The following is a 19,218-nucleotide window of genomic DNA, read 5'->3' as shown; positions in this document are numbered from 1 at the left end:
CGCTTAGCCTTTCACGCCGCCTGCGGTCAAACCACTTTTAATAAAACGTTCGGAAAGCGCATACATAATGACGACCGGCAATGCGGTGACTAACGATGCCGCCATCATGCGTCCCCAGATATAGTCAGGCGTACTGAACAGCGCGTTCAGACCGACCGGTAAGGTAAAATTGCTGGCGCTGGAGAGGAAAATCGAGGCAAACAGATAGTCATTCCACGCCACCATAAAGCAGTACACAAAGACCGAAACCAGACCGGACATCGCCAACGGCACGGTAATGCGAAAGATGATCTGCAGACGGTTCAATCCATCCATCATCGCGGCTTCTTCTATTTCATCCGGAATGGTGTCGAAGTAGCTTTTCAGCATGAACACTGCGGTCGGCAGCGTCTGGGTGACCATGGTGATAATCAACGCCATTTCGGTGTCATAGATGCCAAGTGCCGTAATGATTTTGAATAGCGGCACCACCAGCAGGATCCCCGAAAACATGTACACCGTGTAAAAGCTGGCATTGATGGTCATTCGCCCTTTAAAACGCAGGCGTGAAAGCGCATACGCCCCGAGCACGCCGAGAAACACCGCCACCACCGAAGAAGTAACCGATACCACCAGGCTATTACGGAAGTAGTCAACAAACGGGAAAATCATCGGGTTGAAGATGTCGATGTAATGTTCCAGCGTCCATTGCTGCGGTAACAACGTCGGATGCAGCGAGATCGCCTCTTTGGCGCTTTTAAATGAGGTCATCAGCATCACAAAAAATGGGAATAGCGTGATGCCCAGGAAGACAATTAATCCACAGTAAAAGCCGATGCGGCCAAGTGTGCGCTTATTTGTTGCCATTGAGGTTCACCCGTTTTCTGGTCAGCAGGATAACAGCGAAAATAATGACGAAGAGGACGACAGAAATAGCGGCCGCTTTGCCTAAGTCGTTAAATGCAAACGCTGTTTTATAGAGATAGACCCCGAGAATATCGACTTTCGTGGTCAGCAGATAAACATCGGCGAACATGTAAAACATCCAGATCGTGCGCAGCGTGACCACGGTTGCCAGCACCGGCATAATCGCTGGCAGCGTGACGATACGAAACCGTTGCCAGGCATTCGCGCCGTCCATTTCTGCCGCCTCATACAACGATTTATCAATCGTCTGTAAAATCGCCAGAAACGAGATAAAGGCATACGGAAAGTAGCGCCAGATGGCGAACAGCACGACCAGCGCGAAGCTGCTGCCGGGATTGTCGAACCACAGCGGTGCCTGATCGTAGAGATGCAACAGATCCACGCCGAGGTAGTTCACAATGCCGTAGCCGTTGTTGAACATGTATTTCCAGGCAAACACCAGCGAAATTGATGGCGTCACGTAAGAGAGGATGACCAGTGAGCGCGCCGTTTTCCGCAGACGAAACTCACGGTTAAAAAACATCGCCACGCCCAGCCCCAGTACCGTGCTTCCTGCCACAACCAGCGCGGTATACCAGACCGTCATCCACAGCGAATGCCAGAATCCGGGATCGGATAAGATACGGATATAGTTGCTCACCCCGACAAACGTAGACTCAATTTGCGGATTCAGCGGCAGTCGCATAAAGCTGATTTCGATGTTAGATATCATCGGCCACGCCACTAAACCGCCCAGCAACAGCAAGCTGGGCGCCAGCAGCAGCATGGCGAATGGCATATCAGATCGACCTGAAAAGAACTTATTCATCACGGCTTTCCATTTCCCCATTAGCGCTGTTCAACGAGGTCATCCAGTTTTTTCTGGCTCGCTTCAATCGTGGTGACGAGGTCGGCTTTGCCTACCGTCACGTTGTGCACCATTGAGCTCACAACACCGGAGCCTGTGACGTCGCCCATGCGGGTGAAGTTCTTATCGCCGACGGCACCAAACACCTGGATATTCGGCAGTTCGGCAATCAGCTGATCGGGTAATTCACCCAGCGCTTTGATGACCGTGTTATCTTTCCACGTCGGGGTATTCACCACCGCTTTGTTGACCGGCAGCGCCGCCCCTGGCGACATCATGACCCAGTCCGCGATGTTGTCGGCCTGCTCCATAAAGGTGACAAATTTCTCTGCCGCTTCTGTCTCTTCAGACTTTTGACCCGCGGTAATGGTTAACGACGTCAGCATGCCGTAAACAGCAGAGTTTTTTTCCGTCGGCACCATAAAGCCCACATTTTTAGGATCGCCCTCTTTAATCACCGCCGGGAGGATATAGGTGGAATAAATCGCCATCGGCGCCGTGCCATTCATGAACGCGTCTTTGACTTCCATGATGTCGTTTGAGCCCGGCATGGTGTTCATTGCCAATTGGCGGTAATACTGCAGCGCCTGCGCCATTTCAGGTGTGTTGAGCGTTATCTTTCCTTGCGCATCAAAAACGTTGGCCTGGTTTGAGAGCGCGAACTGGGAAAATGACTGTTCAGTCAAAACGCTTTCCGCCGTGGGCAGCGCAATACCATATTTCTTACTACCAGGATTGTTTAGCTTCTGCGCCACGCTCAGCAGTTGTTGCCAGTCTTTTGGCTCTTCCAGCCCAGCTTTTGCCAGCACATCTTTGCGATACCAGATCCCGCCAATCCAAGCGCTAACCGGAACCCCGGTCCAGGCGGTACCGTCTTCAGTGCGCACAATACGCAGCACGCCATCATAAAAAGTACCTTCACCTACAGCGTTGATGACCTGCGCTACGGCTTTACGATCGATAAGTGATTCTTTATCCATAACTTTCGCGTAGTCATGGCTGGTTTCAATGACTTCAGGCAGTGAACCGCTCCGCGCCAGGGTAATGACCTTGGTGTTGTACGCATCTTCTTCTACAGGAACCTGTTTGACACTGATCCCCGGGTTCTCTTTTTCAAAACGCTCAATCAGTTTTGCAATAACCGCCTGCCGCTCCTGTTCAACAGAAGAGTGCATAAATTCAATCGCAACAGAGGACGTTTTATCATCCTTACACCCGGAAACCAGGGCGCAGGAAACCAGTGCTGAAATCAGCACAATTTTAGTTTTAAGCATGAAATGTTCCTTTTTATTACTTAACCCACATGACCTGCCAGGCGTTCAACGTTAATTCTTTACCTGAAATAGTTTCACCGCTAATCAAATCAAATCCATTTTCAACATCAATACTAATGGTTTGCGTATGACCGCTGACATTAAATAATCCGGTAATTTTTTCGCCTGTTTCCGCCGTACGTTTAATTTGCATTACAGCCGGTGTAACACTGCTAATCTGAAAATCACTATCAGGGTGAAATGCTTTATTACTACGACGTATTACAATTAATCGGGATAATTCATGATAAATAGCGTGGCGCAAACTGGTTTCATCTGCCAGCTCCGTTTCGATTTGGCTTATTTGATATTTTTTGCGGTTGATCGCGCGATTATAACCTAACGCCTCAACACCTTTATAATCATTGCGTGACCCAAGAATGCTTTGAATGTAAACCGCAGGTACCCCCGGAAAACTCAGCAAAATGGCATGTGCGAGAATAAAGCGGGAAAAACGTTCGGCATCACTACAATTGCCTGGCGTTAGTGCGTCCATATATGTCACGTTAATTTCATACGGACTGCGACTACCATCAGGGTTATTTTTCCAGTTAACCAGCGCGCCTTCCTGTTGTAATTCCGTCACCAGGCGCACGATCTCGTCTTCAGGTAACAAACCACGTAATGGGTTGAGACCAATACCGTCATGCGATGCGAGGAAATTAAACCAGGTGGTCTCACTGGACGGCAGTTCCAGTGATTGCGCCCACTGGCACAAGGTTGAGGTATCCTGGCGTTGTACCGCATGCAGCACCAGCGGAGGTAACGAGAACTGGTACACCATATGCGCTTCATCACGGCCATTTCCGTAGTAGGACACATTATCCTTATGCGGAACGTTTGTTTCAGTAATAATCGCCGTACCAGGCGCCACGCAGTCAGCAATAGCGCGAAATAGTTTGATAAGCTGATGCGTTTTTTCCAGGTGAATACAGGTCGTTCCTGGCTCTTTCCACATAAAGCCAACCGCATCCAGGCGGACATAATCAGCGCCCTGCTCAAGATAACTCAATAGCACATCGACCATCGCCAGTAACACTATCGGGTTGGCATAGTTGAGATCGATCTGGTCGTCGCTGAACGTCGTCCATAAATAGCGTACGGTGTTATCTTTCAGCGTAAAAGGCGTCAGTAACGGTAATGCGCGTGGACGCGTTACGTTGCTCAGGTCCGTATCAGGATCCATCGCAATAAAGAAATCTTCATAACCGTCAAGCTGTTGCAAATAGTTATTAAACCATTCGCTTTTCGCTGACATATGGTTACAAACAAAATCAAACATCAGTCGACTGGATTTACCCAATTGCTTAATATCATTCCAGTCACCGGTTTCTTCGGCAACCTGATGGTAATTAATTACGGAAAAACCATCATCCGATGACCACGGATAAAACGGCAAAAGATGCACATGAGAAAATGTCGACTTAAGCCATTCATTATAAAACTGATTAAACATCGGCAGTGGTTTTTTGCCTGCCCCGTGGAATTGATCGGCGTAGGTAATAAGAACCACATCGCCCTCGTCCCAATGCGCTTTACGGATTTTTTTAATTAATCCCTGTGATTTCTCTAAACGTGCAATCAGCGCTTCATAGTGGCATGAAGTAAACGTATCACCATAAACTTCTGCCAGGCATTTTTGGATTTTTTGGTTCACCTTCAATTCTCGTGGTAGCGGTCCCATGAATCAAGAGACTACTCTGCGGGAAATAAGCTGTCAATCGGCTGAGGTGGCCAGGAGGGGGATAATAAAAGAATTTTGGCAGCCAAAAAATCGTATTTGTGAGCTGCCGCAAATTAACAGTGGGAATGTTGATTAATTGTTGCTTGCTTTTGCTGAATCGGATATCAGCGTTGATTACCTGAATAGCGTTTCGATAATTTTGCCGCTGCCCGACTCAAAACCGGCTCCAGGACCAACGCCAGCAGCATTTTAAGCGGGCGTCGGGCGACGGACTTCACCGCCCACCCTGCTACCCCCGCCGGGCCGTAACGAAGCGCAGTTAAAAGCACCAGCTTACCTGCTATTTTAAAGCCCGGCTTAACCCTTTGCCCGGCACGTTGCCAGCGATTGTTCATTTCTATCCTCACAATTGGCGGAAACGGCTGCGCAATGAAAAGGTATCAGAGGTGACATAACGCTCCATTTCACGCAAACGCTTTTCACTTGCCGCCAGCTCGCGATCGACGGCATCCAACAGCTCGCCGCTTGATGGCTGCTGCTCACCGGAAACCACATTGTCCGGCATCGGGTCCAACACAAACGTCAGCACGATGTAAGCGACGAAGGTGAAAAAGGCCAGACCAAAAAAGACGGACAACACCACCAGGATCCGCACCAGCTTCACAGGCACATCGAGATAATGCGCTATACCTGCGCAAACCCCCTTCACCATGCCCTGTTGCGGAATACGCCACAGTTTTTTGTTCAGATTAACGCCTCCCATTAGCGGTCCCTCCAGTTTGGATGTTCAGCATCAAGGATGTCTTCCAGCGCCTGAATGCGCTCGCGCATCCGCTGTGCGTCATCGTTGAGTTCTACCAGACGTTGCTGTTCACTTTGCGCCAGTTCGCCACGACTGGAACGGTTGCTGTAATGCAGCCAGAGCCAAATCGGTAAAACGAACAACACAAAGATGGTTAATGGGATAGCCAGAAATAGCGCGCTCATGAGTACTCCTTACAGGTGATGAGCGGCGGCGCGTTCGGGCGCCGCCAGATGTTATTATTGCTTATCTTGCTGCATTTTGGCTTTAAGTTGCGCCAGCTGCTCGCTGATTTCATCATCTGCTTTCAGGTCAGCAAATTGCTGATCCAGAGACTGCTGTTTACCGAAGTTATGGCTTTCGGCCTCAGCTTCCATCTGATCGATACGACGCTCGAAAGATTCAAAGCGTGCCATCGCTTCATCCAGCTTACCGCTGTCCAGTTGACGACGAACATCACGCGAAGAGCTCGCAGCCTGATGGCGCAGCATCAATGCCTGCTGACGAGCACGGGTTTCACTGAGTTTATTTTCCAGCTCACCGATCTCTTTTTTCATTCGCGCCAGCGTATCGTCAACCAGCGTCACCTCATGCTCCAGAGAAGCAATCAGGTCAGTCAGTTTCTGTTTTTCGATTAAGGCAGAACGCGCCAAATCTTCTTTCTCTTTACGCAGCGCCAGCTCGGCTTTTTCTTGCCACTCTGCCTGTTGTGCGCTGGCCAGTTCGATACGGCGAGATAATTGTTTCTTTTCTGCCAGAGCGCGTGCGGAGTTTGAGCGCACCTCAACCAGCGTATCTTCCATTTCCTGGATCATTAACCGCACCAGTTTCTGCGGATCTTCAGCCTTTTCCAGCAACGCATTAATGTTGGCGTTCACGATGTCGGCAAAACGAGAAAAAATACCCATAATGTAATCCTCACTTACTGTTCTGATATCGGGCTATGCCCTGCTGTTTTCGTAATGCACTTGGCGTGCCAACTTTTTAATCGATTGATTTTAATGTAAATATCTAATTTTACCTGACGGGAGAATTAGGGTAAATTGGTGAATAACACTAACAAGTGGTGAATTTCATCATGGCAGGATACAAAGACAATATTCTGGGCGAAGCGAACAGCTTTATTGAAGTTCTGGAACAGGTTTCTCATCTGGCGCCGCTGGATAAACCTGTACTGGTTATCGGTGAGCGAGGTACGGGGAAAGAGCTTATTGCCAACCGCCTGCACTACCTCTCCAGCCGTTGGCAGGGCCCATTTATTTCGCTTAACTGCGCAGCTCTCAACGAGAACTTACTTGATTCCGAACTGTTTGGTCACGAAGCCGGTGCGTTTACCGGTGCGCAAAAACGCCATCCAGGACGTTTCGAACGCGCGGACGGTGGCACGCTGTTTCTTGATGAACTGGCGACCGCGCCAATGTTGGTACAGGAAAAACTGCTGCGCGTAATTGAGTATGGCGAGCTGGAACGCGTCGGCGGCAGCCAGCCCTTGCAGGTTAACGTGCGACTGGTCTGCGCGACCAATGCCGACCTGCCACGTATGGTCAGCGAAGGCACTTTTCGCGCAGACCTGCTGGATCGTCTGGCCTTTGACGTGGTGCAACTTCCCCCACTACGCGAGCGTCAAAGCGACATCATGTTAATGGCCGAACACTTTGCCATTCAGATGTGCCGCGAGATCGGGTTACCACTTTTTCCGGGATTTAGCGCCGAGGCCAGAGAAACCCTCCTCCATTACCGTTGGCCGGGTAATATTCGTGAACTGAAAAACGTCGTGGAGCGCTCCGTTTACCGGCACGGTACCAGCGATTATCCGCTGGATGAGATCATCATTGACCCCTTCCGCCGCCATGTTGCGCAGCCACAGGCAGCACCACCAAAGCAGACATCTGTAGCATTACCGCTGGATCTGCGTGAATTCCAGCAGCAACAAGAGAAAGACTTTCTACAAACCAGCTTGCAGCAGGCGAAATTTAATCAGAAAAAAGCCGCTGAATTACTGGGTCTGACTTACCATCAGCTACGCGCGTTGCTTAAGAAACATCAGATCTAGCACGCCTTTGCCAACGTTATATTGGAGGGTTTGACGCTTTATTGTCAGCACTCGTCCATTAAAGTCACTTTCCCCTCTGACTTTTCGACTCACGGAGCATAAACGTCAGAGGGTTCCTGTCCCCCCATCAGAGCACCAGACCTGACCGGATGTATAGCTGTTCTCTTCAGCGGCCAAAGTGACATAAAGCGGCGCAATTTCCACCGGTTGGCCCGGACGGCCCAGCGGTGCATTTGCCCCAAATTTCTCCACTTTTTCCTGTGGTTGACCGCCACAGCATTGCAGTACAGTCCAGTATGGGCCTGGCGCTACGGCATTAACCCGTATTCCTTTCGGTGCCAGCTGTTTCGCCAGCGATTTAGTAAATGCCACGATCGCCGCTTTGGTCTGAGCATAGTCAAGCAGGATTTCACTAGGCTCATAAGCCTGTACCGAGGAGGTATTAATTATCACGCTGTCTCGTGAAAGATGGGGGATAGCCGCTTTGGTGATCCAAAACATAGCGTAGACATTAGTCTTGAATGTGGCATCGAAATCTTCTGTGGTGAGCGCCTCAATAGACTCGCAAAATTGCTGACGACCCGCATTATTGACGAGGATATCCAACCCACCCAACCCTTTTACCGCCTGTTTAACCAGCTGGCCGCAAAAAGTTTCATCTCGAATATCTCCGGGGATAGCCACGACATTTCTGCCTGCTTTTTTTATCAAGTCGACCACTTCACGCGCATCGTCTTCTTCATCAGGTAAATAGTTGATCGCAACATCAGCGCCTTCACGGGCATAAGCGATGGCAACAGCACGGCCAATCCCTGAATCCCCCCCGGTAATTAATACCTTGCGCCCATTCAATCGACCGCTTCCCTGATAGCTCTCCTCCCCATGATCGGGACGCGGTTGCATTTTTCCGGCCAGCCCTGGGAAGGGTTGCTTCTGCTGTGGAAAAGGCGGTGCCGGAAAACGCGCAGAATGAGTTTTATTGATGGTCTTTTTTTCATTGTTTAAGTCAGCCATTTAAATACCTCTCATTTTTTATCACAAAGATTATTAAGCGTAGACCAAAATGAGTGGCATGACCTTTATAATTCACCGCAATTTAATATTTCGCGTAATATCACCTCTACCGATACACTAATCACCGTATCGCGCTTTCGAGTATTTAATGAGATTAATACCCGCTTAACCCATGGCACTTAAATCTATATATATCAATGAGCTATATAAAGAAAACCTTAACAGACCAGACAATTTTATTGAGTAACGAGATACCACTCAGAAGCGAGAGGTTAATAAAGCCCTATGCAACTGTTTTTCCTGTATTCATCTACCTACGTCGCCTCGCTTATATTTTACCAACGCTATGATTCATTAATCGTTATCATTTAAGAATTATCTAAGGAAGGTGCGAATAAGTAGGTCATTTCTTCCCAAGCTGACTCGCTGATTAAAATTTCGCGGATCTGGGCCGATTTTTTTCCCGCAAACACATCGAATCAGCCTATTTAGGCTATTTTTTCCACCATTTCTGGCGTTATTTCCGGTTTTTACTGAGATCTCTCCCACTGACGTATCATTTGGTCCACCCGAAACAGGTTGGCCAGGGTGAATAACATCGCCAGTTGGTTATCGTTTTTCAGCAGCCCCTTGTATCTGGCTTTCACGAAGCCGAACTGCCGCTTGATGATGCGAAACGGGTGCTCCACCCTGGCACGGATGCTGGCTTTCATGTATTCGATGTTGATGGCCGTTTTGTTCTTGCGCGGATGCTGCTTCAAGGTTTTTACCCTGCCGGGACGCTCGGCGATCAGCCAGTCCACATCCACCTCGGCCAGCTCCTCGCGCTGTGGCGCTCCCTGGTAGCCGGCATCGGCTGAGACAAATTGCTCCTCTCCATGAAGCAGATTACCCAGCTGATTGAGGTCATGCTCGTTGGCCGCGGTGGTGACCAGGCTGTGGGTCAGGCCACTCTTGGCATCGACACCAATGTGGGCCTTCATGCCAAAGTGCCACTGATTGCCTTTCTTGGTCTGATGCATCTCCGGATCGCGTTGCTGCTCTTTGTTCTTGGTAGAGCTGGGTGCCTCAATGATGGTGGCATCCACCAAAGTGCCTTGGGTCATCATGACGCCTGCTTCGGCCAGCCAGCGATTGATGGTCTTGAACAATTGACGGGCCAGTTGATGCTGCTCGAGCAGGTGGCGGAAATTCATGATGGTGGTGCGATCCGGCAGGGCGCTATCCAGGGATAATCGGGCAAACAGGCGCATGGAGGCGATTTCGTACAGGGCATCTTCCATGGCACCGTCGCTCAGGTTGTACCAATGCTGCATGCAGTGAATACGCAGCATGGTCTCCAGCGGATAGGGCCGTCGGCCATTGCCCGCCTTGGGATAAAACGGCTCGATGACAGCGGTCATATTCTGCCATGGCAGAATCTGCTCCATGCGGGAGAGGAAAATCTCTTTTCGGGTCTGACGGCGCTTAGTGCTGAATTCACTATCGGCGAAGGTGAGTTGATGGCTCATGATGTCCCTCTGGGATGCGCTCCGGATGAATATGATGATCTCATATCAGGAACTTGTTCGCACCTTCCCTAATGCTCAGCATGAATAAATAGCAACCAAATTTAACATCTCAACCCTCTCGAAATGGAGAACGAATGAAATTATCCATAGCGCCATTATGAGGTTATTTTTATATTTCATTCTCCCCGCGATATTGCTGATGCTCTCTCCTGGCGGTCATGGTCATTTTCCCCCACGTCCCCTCACATTTTTCTGTCAGCCAGCGAATCCCGCGTTTTAGCGAGTCAGATGGGTCATGAAAATGCTAAGATAGTTAACAGAGTAAATTCAAAGTGGATAGCGGGTATGAAGGGTGACCCTGTCGCGATGTTGAATTCGCGGTTATCACCTCTGCGGCCCCCAAACACAAACGGTAATGGCAAATGTCATTAAATATTAGTAAGATAGCCTCTTTATTTATAATCCTTTAAAATTATGCGCCTGGTTTTATCATCTCTGATCGTGATGGCTGGATTTCTGAGTGGTCAGGCTGCTGCCGCGCCTGAACAGGCTTCGCATGCTGATATTCGTGACAGCGGCTTTGTCTATTGCGTTAGCGGGCAGGTCAATACGTTCAACCCGCAAAAAGCGAGCAGCGGTCTTATCGTCGACACCCTGGCAGCCCAGCTGTATGACCGACTGCTCGATGTCGATCCGTACACCTATCGACTGGTGCCTGAGCTGGCTGAAAGCTGGGAGGTGCTGGATAACGGCGCAACCTACCGCTTCCATCTGCGTCGTGACGTCCAGTTTCAGAAGACGGCCTGGTTCACCCCCACTCGCAAACTGAATGCGGACGACGTGGTGTTTACCTTCGAGCGCATCTTTGATCGCCGGCATCCGTGGCACAATGTAAACGGTAGCAGTTTCCCCTACTTCGACAGCCTTCAGTTCGCCGATAACGTCCAAAGCGTACGCAAGCTGGACAACAACACCGTTGAGTTCCGCTTAACTCAGCCCGACGCCTCCTTCATGTGGCACCTTGCCACGCACTATGCCTCCGTGATGTCAGCAGAATATGCGGCTAAATTGGCAAAACAGGATCGTCAGGAACTGCTCGACAGACAACCCGTCGGCACCGGACCGTACCAGCTTTCGGAGAATCGCGCAGGGCAATATGTTCGACTGCAGCGCCATGAAAAATTCTGGCGTGGTACTCCTCTGATGCCGCAGGTGGTTGTGGACCTCGGCTCTGGCGGCACCGGACGTCTATCGAAACTCCTGACCGGTGAGTGTGATGTTCTGGCCTGGCCTGCCGCCAGTCAGCTCAGCATTTTGCGTGATGACCCGCGCCTGCGTCTGACCCTGCGCCCGGGGATGAACATCGCCTATCTGGCATTCAACACCAATAAACCACCGATGGATAATCCCGCCGTGCGGCATGCGCTGGCGCTGGCCATCAATAACCAACGGCTGATGCAGTCCATCTACTACGGGACGGCGGAAACCGCAGCATCTATTTTGCCTCGCGCCTCGTGGGCTTATGACAACGAAGCTAAAATTACAGAGTACAATCCGGCAAAATCGCGCGAGCAGTTAAAAGCACTGGGGCTGGAGAACCTGACATTACAGCTTTGGGTACCCACCAGTTCTCAGGCCTGGAACCCCAGTCCACTGAAAACCGCCGAGCTGATTCAGGCTGACATGGCTCAGGTGGGTGTGAAAGTTAAAATCATTCCGGTAGAAGGTCGTTTTCAGGAGGCGCGATTAATGGATATGAACCATGATCTAACGTTATCCGGTTGGGCGACGGACAGTAACGATCCTGACAGTTTTTTCCGACCGTTGCTAAGCTGCGCCGCCATCAACTCGCAGACTAACTTCGCCCACTGGTGTAATCCGGAATTTGACAGCGTTCTGCGCAAGGCCCTCTCTTCGCAGCAACTCTCATCGCGAATTGATGCCTATGACGAAGCGCAAAATATTCTCGCGAAAGAGTTACCGATCCTGCCGCTGGCCTCTTCACTGCGTCTACAGGCTTATCGTTACGATATCAAAGGACTGGTGCTGAGTCCGTTCGGCAATGCATCTTTTGCCGGGGTTTCCAGGGAAAAGAAAGATGAGGTGAAAAAGCCATGATTATCTTCACCCTGCGTCGTTTTTTATTGCTGCTGGTCACCCTCTTCTTCCTGACCTTTATTGGATTCAGCCTGAGCTACTTCACGCCTCATGCGCCGTTACAGGGTGCATCGCTGTGGAACGCCTGGGTATTCTGGTTCAATGGCCTCATTCACTGGGATTTTGGTGTATCCAGTATTAACGGCCAGTTGATTTCAGAACAGTTGAAGGAGGTGTTCCCGGCGACGATGGAACTGTGCATTCTGGCCTTTGGTTTTGCGCTGATGGTTGGGATCCCCGTTGGTATGCTGGCAGGGATCACGCGGAACAAATGGCAGGACCGCTGCATCAGCGCCTTAGCGTTGATGGGCTTTTCCATTCCGGTTTTTTGGCTGGCGCTGTTGCTGACGTTGCTCTTCTCACTGACTCTCGGCTGGCTTCCCGTTTCGGGACGCTTTGATCTTCTCTATGAAGTGAAGCCCGTTACCGGATTTGCCATTATTGATGCGTGGATCTCCGACTCGCCCTGGCGCGATGAAATGCTGGTCAGCGCAATCCGTCACATGGTGCTTCCGGTGTTGACGCTTTCCGTCGCCCCTACCACGGAAGTTATTCGCCTGATGCGAATCAGCACCATTGAGGTCTTTGATCAAAACTATGTTAAAGCGGCCGCCACGCGCGGTCTGTCACGCTTAACCATTCTGCGCCGTCACGTTCTGCACAACGCCCTTCCGCCGGTGATCCCGCGTCTGGGCTTACAGTTTTCCACCATGCTGACGCTGGCGATGATCACCGAGATGGTCTTTAGCTGGCCAGGTCTTGGCCGTTGGCTGATTAACGCAATTCGCCAGCAGGATTACGCGGCAATTTCGGCGGGCGTCATGGTGATTGGCTCACTGGTTATCATCGTTAACGTCATCTCTGATATTTTGGGTGCTATGGCTAACCCTCTGAAACATAAGGAATGGTATGCCTTACGATAGCGTCTACAGCGAAAAGCGCCCGCCGGGTACGCTGCGCACCGCATGGCACAATTTTTACGGCGATGCGACTGCGATGATCGGCCTGTATGGCTGCGCAGGATTGGCGATTCTGTGTATTTTTGGTGGTTGGTTTGCCCCTTATGGCATCGACCAGCAATTTCTCGGCTATCAGCTTTTACCGCCGTCATGGTCGCGCTATGGCGAAGTCTCATTTTTCCTCGGAACTGACGATCTCGGGCGTGACGTGTTAAGTCGCCTGCTCAGCGGCGCGGCCCCGACCGTTGGCGGCGCGTTTGTCGTCACCCTCGCCGCCACACTATGTGGCCTGTTGCTGGGCGTGGTTGCCGGCGCAACGCACGGTTTGCGCTCCGCGGTGCTGAACCACATTCTGGACACCCTGCTCTCGATCCCTTCGCTGCTGTTGGCGATTATTGTGGTGGCCTTTGCCGGACCGCATCTGACACACGCGATGTTTGCCGTCTGGCTGGCGCTGCTGCCGCGCATGGTACGCTCCGTCTACAGCATGGTGCATGACGAGCTGGAAAAAGAGTACGTTATCGCCGCTCGCCTGGACGGTGCAACCACGCTCAATATCCTGTGGTTTGCCGTTCTGCCCAATATTACCGCCGGACTTATCACTGAAATCACCCGTGCGCTGTCAATGGCGATTCTGGACATCGCTGCGCTGGGTTTTCTCGACCTTGGCGCACAGTTGCCGTCACCAGAATGGGGAGCCATGCTTGGCGACGCGCTGGAGCTGATTTATGTCGCACCCTGGACGGTTATGCTGCCAGGTGCGGCGATTATGATAAGCGTGCTGCTGGTTAACCTGCTGGGAGATGGCGTGCGCCGGGCAATTATTGCGGGGGTGGAATAATGCCATTACTGGATATCCGCAACCTGACCATTGAATTCAGAACCGGCGACGACTGGGTGAAGGCGGTTGACCGCGTCAGCATGACCCTCAATGAAGGTGAAATCCGCGGACTGGTTGGCGAGTCTGGATCGGGCAAGAGCCTGATCGCCAAGGCCATTTGCGGCGTCGCTAAAGATAACTGGCGCGTAACCGCAGACCGCATGCGCTTTGATGATATCGATCTGTTGCGCCTTTCCGCGCGTGAACGACGCAAGCTGGTCGGCCATAACGTTTCCATGATCTTTCAGGAACCGCAATCGTGTCTCGATCCGTCTGAGCGCATTGGACGACAACTGATGCAAAATATTCCGGCATGGACTTATAAAGGCCGCTGGTGGCAGCGCATCGGCTGGCGTAAACGCCGCGCGATTGAACTCCTGCACCGCGTCGGGATAAAAGATCATAAAGATGCGATGCGCAGCTTCCCGTATGAACTGACCGACGGCGAATGCCAGAAGGTGATGATCGCAATCGCCCTGGCTAATCAGCCGCGTTTACTGATTGCCGACGAACCAACGAACGCGATGGAGCCAACCACTCAGGCGCAAATTTTCCGCCTGCTGACCCGGCTGAACCAAAACAGCAATACCACCATTTTGTTGATCAGCCATGACCTGCAAATGCTCAGCCAGTGGGCTGACAAAATTAACGTGATGTACTGTGGGCAAACGGTGGAAACTGCGCCCAGTAAAGAGCTGGTGACTATTCCGCATCATCCTTATACCCAAGCGTTGATTCGCGCCATTCCTGATTTTGGTAGCGCAATGCCGCACAAAAGCCGCCTGAATACCATGCCAGGAGCCATTCCATTGCTGGAACAATTACCTATCGGCTGTCGTCTGGGGCCGCGCTGCCCTTATGCTCAGCGCGAATGTATCGAAACCCCAAGACTGACCGGAGCAAAGAATCATCTCTACGCCTGTCATTTCCCGTTGAACATGGAGAGAGAGTGAGATGGTAGAAACCCTGCTCGAAGTTCGTAATCTGAGCAAAACCTTTCGCTACCGGACGGGATTATTCCGCCGTCAGACCGTTGAGGCCGTTAAGCCCCTGAGCTTAACCCTGCGCGAGCGTCAGACGCTCGCCGTCATAGGTGAAAATGGTTCCGGTAAATCTACGCTGGCGAAGATGCTGGCCGGTATGATTGAGCCTACCAGCGGTGAGCTGCTGATTGACGATCACCCGTTAAAATATGGTGATTATTCATTCCGTAGTCAGCGTATCCGTATGATTTTCCAGGATCCATCAACGTCGCTTAACCCACGGCAACGTATTTCGCAGATCCTCGATTTTCCGCTACGTCTGAACACCGACCTCGAGCCTGAACAGCGTCGCAAACAGATCATCGAGACCATGCGCATGGTCGGTCTGTTGCCTGACCATGTGAGTTATTACCCGCATATGCTGGCTCCGGGACAAAAACAGCGTCTGGGCCTTGCCCGAGCGCTCATTTTGCGACCCAAAGTCATTATCGCCGACGAAGCCCTGGCCTCTCTGGACATGTCGATGCGTTCGCAGCTCATCAATCTGATGCTGGAACTACAGGAAAAACAGGGGATTTCATATATCTATGTGACTCAGCACATCGGCATGATGAAGCACATCAGCGATCAGGTATTAGTCATGCACCAGGGTGAAGTGGTTGAACGCGGCAGTACAGCAGATGTTCTGGCCTCGCCGTTGCATGAGCTGACCCGTCGCCTGATCGCCGGTCATTTCGGCGAAGCGCTTACCGCTGACGCGTGGCGTAAAGATCGCTAGCAGATGCAGCCCTCCTCAACCGGAGGGCAATTTTGCAATCAGTGACAAACATTTGGTAAGAGCAGTGTATCAACCTCGCTAAACGCGACCGAAGGGAAAAGGGATCCCTGCATCACCCAAACACCAGCCGCGCCTACTTCGTCGATAAGCTGTTTGGTTTCCACACCCTCCACCGCAATGCGGTCGCAATATTCGCGGATGTTTTTAATTAGCACCGGGAACATCGGTTTTTCAGCCTGATCCAGGAAAAAACCACGATCCAACTTCACAACATCAAAACGACCGCAAACCAGCGGACTGGCCCCAATGCTGCCGGAGCCCAGATCGCCCAGCCATAATGCGTTTGGACCGTCGCAAAGTGAATTAATCAGCAGATTATTCAGACATACGGTATTCGTCAGAAAACGCTCTGAAAGTTCCAGGGCGACAAAAGGCATGGCATGTAGCGCCGATTTGACGCTCGGGTCGCCAATTGCCAGCAGCGCCATTTCATCAATGAGGTTCAGAGTACAGAAAAGGTTGTGGCTCTCAAACCAATTACGCTTTTCGGCAATTAATCGAATTTGCTCGAGCATGAAATTACGTTTTTGTTCGCTATTCCACGCTGAAATGATGAACTCTGGATGTATCGGCGAAACCGTATCTGAAGCAAACCGGACGCTCATCTCAACACCCAGTAACGTATCAGTTGTGTCTCTCATCGGTTCCGCGATGAAATGATAGTGCATAAGACCACTCCAATTGATCATAACTTCCTGATAATGCACTTTTAATCACAATCAATCAATAATAACGATCAATGTATCAATATCGATCGATAAAAACAATATATCATAACGAACTGAATACGGCCATATTTTTTGTTTTAAGAAAGTTCCTACATTGCTATGTTTTAAAACATAAGCTAGCAGTTAATAATACCATTGAGATGCCTTTAAAGCCTTGTATTTTCTCCATCCCCCCGCGCTTCGCAGAATGAATGAGACTTAACCAGGAAAGAGTTATAACCCTCATGTGTAATGAAAAGTGATTATCCGTAAGGGATGATAACTATTCTACAAGGCACAAAGAGTGGGATATAATTGCTGCCCCATTTCGGAACACCTTCAAATTGTGATCATAACTCATTGATTGCTAAAAATAAGCAATGACCATAAGGATTAAAGCTATGGGTTTTCTTTCCGGTAAGCGCATTCTGGTAACGGGTCTTGCCAGCAAACTGTCCATCGCCTGGGGTATCGCTCAGGCCATGCATCGCGAAGGGGCTGAACTGGCGTTCACCTACCAGAATGACAAACTAAAAGGCCGCGTCGAAGAATTTGCAGCTCAACTGGGTTCCAGCATCGTACTGCAGTGTGATGTGGCAGAAGACGCCAGCATTGATGCACTGTTTACCGAACTGGGCAAAGCCTGGCCGAAATTCGACGGTTTCGTGCACTCGATTGGTTTTGCGCCCGCAGACCAACTGGATGGCGACTATGTGAATGCAGTCACCCGCGAAGGCTTCAAAATTGCTCATGACATCAGTGCTTACAGCTTTGTGGCGATGGCAAAAGCCTGCCGTTCCATGCTGAACCCAGGCTCGGCGCTGCTGACGCTATCCTATCTGGGCGCAGAGCGCGCCATCCCTAACTACAACGTGATGGGCCTGGCAAAAGCCTCACTGGAAGCGAACGTCCGCTATATGGCTAATGCGATGGGTCCTGAAGGTGTGCGTGTGAACGCTATTTCTGCCGGTCCTATCCGTACACTCGCCGCTTCCGGCATTAAAGATTTCCGTAAAATGCTGGCGCATTGTGAAGCGGTTACGCCGATTCGCCGCACTGTAACCATTGAAGATGTGGGCAACTCCGCAGCATTTTTGTGCTCCGATCTTGCTGCCGGCATCTCTGGTGAAGTCGTTCACGTCGATGGTGGCTTCAGTATCGCGGCAATGAACGAGCTGGAACTGAAATAATCGTAAGTCTTCTATGGGCGGTCTTGCCCCGCCCATGACTCTCCTCTGCCCGCCGCCATATATGCTTTTCTGATATTTATTATCACGGAACAATCTTTCATCCCCTCTTCTGCTTACGTCAGGATATTGCAGCGCAAACGATCCGGCGTAGTAGTAGACGACGTGTCCGGGTCGCCACTTTTTAGACCAAGGACCGCCCATGGAACAACGCCGAATTGAAGGCAAAAGCCACTGGTATCATGAGACGCAATCCAGCAAGCATCCGCAAGATATTCTGCCGCTGGTGCCGGAAGCCGCTCATGTCGACGACTGCTTTTTACTGGATCTGGCGATACCTGATGACGCCCTTTTGCCTTTTCAATCCTGGTTAACCCCTGCCCGTAAACTTGCCCAGGTTCTCTTCCCGGTTCACGTAAACCTGAATCAGATGCACACATTCAGCGCCTATGAGCGGATGAGTACGGCGCTAACCGTCGCTCAGGTGTATGGCGTCCAGCGATTGTGCAATCACTATGCCGCGCGGTTAACACCGCTTCCTGGTCCTGACTCGTCACGGGAAAGTAACCATCGGCTGGCGCAAATCACCCAATATGCTCGCCAACTTGCCAGCTCTCCTTACGTGATAGGCGCACGCGATCGCCAGCATCTGGATGCGGTCGGGCTGACTACCAGCGATAGTATTTTGATGAATCAAATCATCGGCTTCGTCGGTTTTCAGGCCCGGACCGTGGCTCTGTTTCAGGCCTGGTTTGGACATCCGGTGCGCCGAATACCGGGGCTGGATATACAGCAATTCGCTCACGCTTCGCCATTTAGTGCAACAAACGCTACCTGGCACGCTGCGCCATTCCCAATCGAAAAATATCCTGCTCAGGACGAGACGACGGCCAGACATTTTCCCGCTGAACTGCAAGCGTTGGTGCCATTACTGATTCATTCACCGGTCATTTTAGATTTATTCACGACACTGATTTCCAGTACCCGGCGCAGCGCAGTACATGCGCAGGCATTTTCACTGGCGGCGCTAATGACCTCACGGATTAACGGCAGCGTGGCCTGCTTTAATGAACAGGCACATACAGCCAATGAATTAGCCAACGTTATCGCCCTGCTTCGCCAGGAGGAACGTGAATTACAGCGTTGGGAACAGCGACATCCGGTTGAGCGCGTCACCCTGCAGGCGGTACAATGGCTAACCCGAGCGCCCGACCGTTTTAGCGCCGCGCTGTTAACCCCTTTGTTCGATCAGGGCATCTCTTCTGAACAAGCGATTAACCTGCTGGCCTGGAGCGGATTGTGCGGATGGTTGAATCGCTTGAAAATCGCGCTGGGCGAGACTTATTAACCGATCCACTTACTGAAAGAGCGCTTGCC

The 19,218-nt window shown here is 51.0% G+C and carries 19 protein-coding genes; 8 read left to right on the top strand and 11 right to left on the bottom strand.

The genetic code is table 11. The annotated features are described in order from the left end of the window. Nucleotides 1-3: 3 nt before the first annotated feature. The 8 genes from HV334_RS11790 to pspA all read right to left on the bottom strand — a co-directional run bounded on the left by HV334_RS11790 (nucleotide 4) and on the right by pspA (nucleotide 6,460). Nucleotides 4-846, bottom strand: a complete 843-nt coding sequence (locus tag HV334_RS11790) for a carbohydrate ABC transporter permease (protein ID WP_003020474.1) — start codon at nucleotides 844-846, stop codon at nucleotides 4-6. Then, entirely contained in the window at nucleotides 833-1,714 is an 882-nt protein-coding gene (locus HV334_RS11785; protein ID WP_049282553.1) for a sugar ABC transporter permease, read from the bottom strand. Before HV334_RS11785 ends, HV334_RS11790 begins: the two co-directional genes overlap by 14 nt. Before the next feature lie 20 nt (nucleotides 1,715-1,734). Continuing rightward, nucleotides 1,735-3,027 (bottom strand): ABC transporter substrate-binding protein, encoded by a 1,293-nt coding sequence (locus HV334_RS11780; protein ID WP_019076863.1) that lies wholly within the window; start codon nucleotides 3,025-3,027, stop codon nucleotides 1,735-1,737. Between the two features lie 16 nt (nucleotides 3,028-3,043). Continuing rightward, nucleotides 3,044-4,750, bottom strand: coding sequence for a sugar phosphorylase (locus HV334_RS11775; RefSeq protein WP_047500375.1), 1,707 nt, complete (start codon nucleotides 4,748-4,750; stop codon nucleotides 3,044-3,046). Between the two features lie 164 nt (nucleotides 4,751-4,914). After that, nucleotides 4,915-5,145 carry a phage shock protein PspD gene (gene pspD / locus HV334_RS11770; protein ID WP_047500373.1) on the bottom strand — a complete coding sequence of 77 codons (231 nt, stop codon included), beginning with the start codon at nucleotides 5,143-5,145 and terminating at the stop codon, nucleotides 4,915-4,917. An 8-nt stretch (nucleotides 5,146-5,153) separates the two neighbouring features. Further along, nucleotides 5,154-5,513, bottom strand: coding sequence for an envelope stress response membrane protein PspC (gene pspC / locus HV334_RS11765; protein ID WP_003020497.1), 360 nt, complete (start codon nucleotides 5,511-5,513; stop codon nucleotides 5,154-5,156). Next, a complete protein-coding gene (gene pspB, locus HV334_RS11760; protein WP_016153227.1) occupies nucleotides 5,513-5,737 on the bottom strand; it encodes an envelope stress response membrane protein PspB in 225 nt (74 codons plus the stop codon). The genes pspC and pspB overlap by 1 nt, the downstream gene beginning before the upstream one ends. Before the next feature lie 54 nt (nucleotides 5,738-5,791). Next, entirely contained in the window at nucleotides 5,792-6,460 is a 669-nt protein-coding gene (gene pspA / locus HV334_RS11755) for a phage shock protein PspA (RefSeq protein WP_016153228.1), read from the bottom strand. A gap of 155 nt (nucleotides 6,461-6,615) precedes the next feature. Here pspA and pspF point away from each other — a divergent pair, with 155 nt between their 5' ends. After that, nucleotides 6,616-7,605 carry a phage shock protein operon transcriptional activator gene (gene pspF, locus HV334_RS11750; protein WP_029139556.1) on the top strand — a complete coding sequence of 330 codons (990 nt, stop codon included), beginning with the start codon at nucleotides 6,616-6,618 and terminating at the stop codon, nucleotides 7,603-7,605. Between the two features lie 105 nt (nucleotides 7,606-7,710). Here pspF and HV334_RS11745 read toward each other — a convergent pair whose 3' ends face one another. Next, entirely contained in the window at nucleotides 7,711-8,619 is a 909-nt protein-coding gene (locus HV334_RS11745; protein WP_016156638.1) for an SDR family oxidoreductase, read from the bottom strand. Between the two features lie 530 nt (nucleotides 8,620-9,149). After that, nucleotides 9,150-10,130, bottom strand: coding sequence for an IS5-like element ISKpn26 family transposase (locus HV334_RS11740; protein WP_000019450.1), 981 nt, complete (start codon nucleotides 10,128-10,130; stop codon nucleotides 9,150-9,152). 474 nt (nucleotides 10,131-10,604) lie between these two features. Here HV334_RS11740 and sapA point away from each other — a divergent pair, with 474 nt between their 5' ends. Genes sapA through sapF form a run of 5 tightly spaced genes read left to right on the top strand, consistent with a single transcriptional unit; the run spans nucleotide 10,605 to nucleotide 15,887 of the window. Beyond that, entirely contained in the window at nucleotides 10,605-12,248 is a 1,644-nt protein-coding gene (sapA, locus tag HV334_RS11735; RefSeq protein WP_153690317.1) for an ABC transporter substrate-binding protein SapA, read from the top strand. Next, nucleotides 12,245-13,210, top strand: a complete 966-nt coding sequence (gene sapB, locus HV334_RS11730; RefSeq protein ID WP_003020545.1) for a peptide ABC transporter permease SapB — start codon at nucleotides 12,245-12,247, stop codon at nucleotides 13,208-13,210. The genes sapA and sapB overlap by 4 nt, the downstream gene beginning before the upstream one ends. Continuing rightward, nucleotides 13,197-14,087, top strand: a complete 891-nt coding sequence (gene sapC / locus HV334_RS11725; RefSeq protein ID WP_053388556.1) for a peptide ABC transporter permease SapC — start codon at nucleotides 13,197-13,199, stop codon at nucleotides 14,085-14,087. Before sapB ends, sapC begins: the two co-directional genes overlap by 14 nt. Further along, entirely contained in the window at nucleotides 14,087-15,079 is a 993-nt protein-coding gene (sapD, locus tag HV334_RS11720) for a peptide ABC transporter ATP-binding protein SapD (protein ID WP_016153234.1), read from the top strand. The genes sapC and sapD overlap by 1 nt, the downstream gene beginning before the upstream one ends. 1 nt (nucleotide 15,080) lies before the next feature. Then, entirely contained in the window at nucleotides 15,081-15,887 is an 807-nt protein-coding gene (gene sapF, locus HV334_RS11715; protein WP_181221762.1) for a peptide ABC transporter ATP-binding protein SapF, read from the top strand. Nucleotides 15,888-15,925: 38 nt separating this feature from the next. Here sapF and HV334_RS11710 read toward each other — a convergent pair whose 3' ends face one another. Continuing rightward, nucleotides 15,926-16,615 (bottom strand): EAL domain-containing protein, encoded by a 690-nt coding sequence (locus HV334_RS11710; protein WP_047500365.1) that lies wholly within the window; start codon nucleotides 16,613-16,615, stop codon nucleotides 15,926-15,928. A gap of 440 nt (nucleotides 16,616-17,055) precedes the next feature. On the opposite strand from HV334_RS11710, the gene fabI reads away from it, so the two are divergent. Then, nucleotides 17,056-17,844: an enoyl-ACP reductase FabI gene (gene fabI, locus HV334_RS11705; protein WP_016156642.1), complete on the top strand. Its 789-nt coding sequence runs from the start codon at nucleotides 17,056-17,058 to the stop codon at nucleotides 17,842-17,844. Nucleotides 17,845-18,043: 199 nt separating this feature from the next. After that, nucleotides 18,044-19,189 (top strand): carboxymuconolactone decarboxylase family protein, encoded by a 1,146-nt coding sequence (locus tag HV334_RS11700; protein ID WP_181221760.1) that lies wholly within the window; start codon nucleotides 18,044-18,046, stop codon nucleotides 19,187-19,189. The last annotated feature ends 29 nt before the right edge of the window (nucleotides 19,190-19,218 follow it).

Origin of the sequence: Citrobacter sp. RHBSTW-00944, assembly GCF_013615435.1 — a bacterium.
Classification (GTDB): Bacteria; Pseudomonadota; Gammaproteobacteria; order Enterobacterales; family Enterobacteriaceae; genus Citrobacter; species Citrobacter braakii.
Note: the sequence above shows the minus strand (reverse complement) of the source record. Positions and strands in the feature narration are given on the sequence as shown.